This is a genomic window from Planktosalinus sp., assembly GCF_059864935.1.
Window position 1 is genome coordinate 1 of sequence record NZ_JCBCCK010000086.1, and the last position, 3,584, is coordinate 3,584.

General features: G+C 39.0%; 3 protein-coding genes and 2 pseudogenes. 2 read left to right on the forward strand and 3 right to left on the reverse strand.

Annotation, left to right across the window (positions count from 1 at the left end; translation table 11 throughout):
• A pseudogene (locus AC6F75_RS03855) lies at positions 1-264 on the forward strand (universal stress protein); the annotation flags it as partial.
• Positions 265-285: 21 nt separating this feature from the next.
• The gene (locus AC6F75_RS03860) at positions 286-1,134 is read left to right on the forward strand and encodes a restriction endonuclease (protein WP_500713629.1); all 849 of its coding nucleotides are present in this window, start codon (positions 286-288) and stop codon (positions 1,132-1,134) included.
• Here the strand turns inward: AC6F75_RS03860 and AC6F75_RS03865 are convergent.
• The 3 genes and pseudogenes from AC6F75_RS03865 to AC6F75_RS03875 form a co-directional block, all read right to left on the reverse strand.
• Positions 1,131-2,204 carry an AMP-binding protein gene (locus AC6F75_RS03865; protein ID WP_500713630.1) on the reverse strand — a complete coding sequence of 358 codons (1,074 nt, stop codon included), beginning with the start codon at positions 2,202-2,204 and terminating at the stop codon, positions 1,131-1,133. The two genes, AC6F75_RS03860 and AC6F75_RS03865, sit on opposite strands and share 4 nt — an antisense overlap.
• Before the next feature lies 1 nt (position 2,205).
• Entirely contained in the window at positions 2,206-3,180 is a 975-nt protein-coding gene (locus AC6F75_RS03870; RefSeq protein WP_500713631.1) for a CPBP family glutamic-type intramembrane protease, read from the reverse strand.
• A gap of 23 nt (positions 3,181-3,203) precedes the next feature.
• Positions 3,204-3,584, reverse strand: a pseudogene (locus AC6F75_RS03875) (o-succinylbenzoate synthase); the annotation flags it as partial.

The window sequence follows — 3,584 nt, forward strand, 5'->3', positions numbered from 1 at the left end:
GGATTAAGCCCATTTCAGGAAGAAAATCAATCTATTGTGAAAAAATTACTCAACGAAACAGAACATTCTTTTCATATGTTGGAGCACGTTTCTGTTCCTGTAGGGATTTATTGCTTCAGTGAAAGTAGAAATAGCGATATGATTTCATTTGTCAACAAAAAATACACCTTTATTCAAAAACTGTTTTTTAAACCCCTGTATAAAAATTTAGGCAACTATGCCAAAATTCCAGTATTGGTATTACACCGCACGGAAGCCAGTTAACACTCCTTCTACCATTCATTTATGTCTAAAATAAAAAAAAATAAAAATGTGTTTGTCCTGAAAAAATCAGGCGATTATGCCGAGTTTTCATCAACAAAAGTGAGGGAATCACTTCGCCGGGCCGGTGCAGACCCCAAAACCATAGATGAGATAGTTAACCTGCTTGAAACCGAATTGTATGAAGGCATTTCCACTAAAGAAATTTACAACCGTGCTTTTCAGTTATTGAAAAAGAAAAACTCCTATCAGGCCTCTCGCTATAAATTAAAAAATGCCATTTACGAGCTGGGACCGTCGGGGTTTCCCTTTGAGAAGTTTATTGCTGCTATTTTAAAAAATTCAGGGTATGAGGTAGAAGTTGGAAGCATACTGTTGGGAAAATGCGTCAGTCATGAGGTGGATATTGTGGCTTCAAAAAATGGAAAAACCATTTTAATGGAATGTAAATTCCACGGGACTGAAGGAAAAAAATCGGATGTGAAAGTGCCTTTGTATATTGATTCCCGCTTTAGGGACATTAAAAACCTGCATTCCTCATTTACCTTTGATGAAGGTTGGGTAGTTACCAATACTGTCTTTACAGAAGATGCTGAAGCTTACGCAAAATGTTCAGGACTGAACCTGCTCAGTTGGAATTCACCAAAAGGAGACAGCTTAAAGGACCGTATTGACCATACCGGACTGTATCCCATAACCGTATCAACGCTTTTGAGTGCCCGGGAAAAACAATTTTTATTGAGTCGCGATGTGGTGCTGTGCAAACATTTGATTCACGACAAGTTTTTTCTCGACCATCTCGGAATTTCTGAAAATCGTCAAAAACGAATTTTAAAGGAAATGGAAATCCTTTGTGAAGGGATTTTTGTTTAAGCCAGAACTTTTTCTTTGGTCAATTCACGCTGTATCTTTCCGGTAGTGGTATATTCCATAGAATCAACAAAATAAACTGTTTTTGGAGTTTCATAGGGGTGTAGCCCCACATAATCGATTTCGGGGAAAGCTTCTTCTTTGCCTTCAACAATTAAAATTACTTTTTCACCCAGTGCTTCATCGGGGACAGAAGTTACAAAAAAGGGTGCATCAATAACAAGCGCAAGCACTTGTTCCACCTGTTCGGGATGTACTTTATGACCGCCGCTGTTGATCACAAAATCGGCCCTGCCCAACCAACTGAATTTGGTAGAAGAATGCAGTTTTACCACATCGTTGGTAAGCACTTTTTCTTTAGAAATTTCAGGAGCATCAATGATTAAACAATCACGGTTATCAGTTGTAAAATGAACATTCGGCAGTGCCTCATAGGCATCATCTGTAAGTTCCTGTTCAGTTCTGTGATTGAGTTTTTTAATGGCCACGTGAGTGATGGTTTCGGTAAGGGCATAGGTAGCAAACACCTCTGTGGGCAATTCCTGTAATTTTTCCTGAAGCACCGGTGAAACAGCAGCTCCACCAACAATCAGTTTTCTAACACGGTGCAAATCCTTCAGCGAATTTTGCACTTGCATAGGAACCATCGCGGCAAAGTCATAACTTTTATTGGTTTGTGCCAAAGGAAATTTATTGGGAATCACAACATCAATATGCCAGCCCAGATACAGTGCCCTAACCATCATCATCTTTCCGGCAATATAATTGGCCGAAAGGCAATGCAAAGCCGTTGTTCCTGCATTCAAATCAAAATGGGTTCCGGTGGCCTTGGCACTGGCTATCATTTTCATTTTATCGAGCGTAATGGTTTTGGGGCTGCCCGTAGAACCTGATGTATGGGCCAGAAGCGTGTCTTTTGGATACAACCAGTTCAATAAAAAATCAGCCAGAATTTTGTCTTCTTCATCGCCTTCAAACTGCATCGCTTCGGCCACGTTGATCAATTTTGCAAGTGTGTAGTTTTTTCCGTTCAATTTAAATTCGGGATGGATATGCAACCAGGGTTCTTCCATTTTAAAGCATTTTTTCAATTTGATTAATATGAGTCTCCTCTTCTATAACAATTGGTTTTTCAACTCTTCCGAAAAGCTTATCTTTCCAGTTGGACCATTTGTATATTTTAGCTAAAATAATGAGGTAAATGGGATAAAGTATCAAAACCGGCACAATAATGTCCAATCCTGCTGAGGGTTCTGAAACATCTTTTAAAATGGAATTGGTTTGAAACACCGTCCAGTCAGCAGTCACAAGTAGCGCAGCAACTATATTGTTTCCGGCGTGGAAGCCTAAGGCGAGCTCAAGGCCTTCATCCATCAATGTCATAATGCCTAAAAGTAAGCCGGTGCCGATATAGTACACCATAATGACATTACCCAGTTTGCCAACTTCAGGATTTGACATGTGGAGCAAACCAAATACTAATGAAGTTAAAATCAACGGTAGCCAGCGGTTTTTGGCTAAAACCCCAATACCCTGCATCAAATAACCTCTAAACATATATTCTTCCATACTGGTTTGCAAGGGCATCAGCAGGATTACAATGAGTGCGAGAATTAAAAAAGGCACCAATTGAAACTGCAGCACATAATCATCGGGATTAAGATTATAATCGATAATAGTAAATATTATCGTTGTTACAGCAACAAGCCCAAAGCCTACGAAAAATCGTTTCCAATCCATTTTAGGTCGGGTTGTTGTGGCTTCAATCAACGGTTGATTGTGAAGGTATCTGATTATGAACAGAAGTGCTGCAAAACCGACTACAAATGATAACAATATCAGAAACAAAGTTAAGTTTGAATCCAAAATCGTCATTAATTTTGACATATCTGCCATATCGTTAAATCCACCACCATCTCGCATGGATTTATAGCCAACAGCCAGGATAAAAGGAATTGATCCAATTTGTGCTGCTACAAATACAACAACAATTCCTACTAGATAACGCCACCAGTCGTGAGAGGATTTAAATGCTTGTGCAATAAACATTGAAGTAAGTTTTTGGTTAATTGTTAATGGTTTAAAAGTTCTGTTTGCCAGGTTAATCTTGAGTTATATCTTAAAAAACCATCACGAACTTCAAGCGGGGAATCGATGTTGTTTGTAAACAAACTTCCGGTACCCAAACCTTGTGGCAATTTACTGTTTTTTGTGAAAGTATATTGAGCAATAGCATTTAAACCTACATTACTTTCAAGTGCCGAGGTCACCCACCAGCCACAATTTTGATTTTCAGCCAATTCTATCCAGGTATCGCTTCCGCGAAAACCGCCAATCAGGCTTGGTTTTAAAATTATGTACTGTGGTTTTATGGTTTGTAGCAGCTTTTTTTTATGTTGTAATTCAAATACACCAATAAGTTCCTCATCAAGGGCAATGGGTAACGGAGTTGC

Bases quoted from the DNA above. Each gene is read 5' to 3' on its own strand.
- AC6F75_RS03865 (WP_500713630.1), bottom strand. From the start codon at position 2,204: ATGGAAGAACCCTGGTTGCATATCCATCCCGAATTTAAATTGAACGGA.
- AC6F75_RS03860 (WP_500713629.1), top strand. From the start codon at position 286: ATGTCTAAAATAAAAAAAAATAAAAATGTGTTTGTCCTGAAAAAATCA.
- AC6F75_RS03870 (WP_500713631.1), bottom strand. From the start codon at position 3,180: ATGTTTATTGCACAAGCATTTAAATCCTCTCACGACTGGTGGCGTTAT.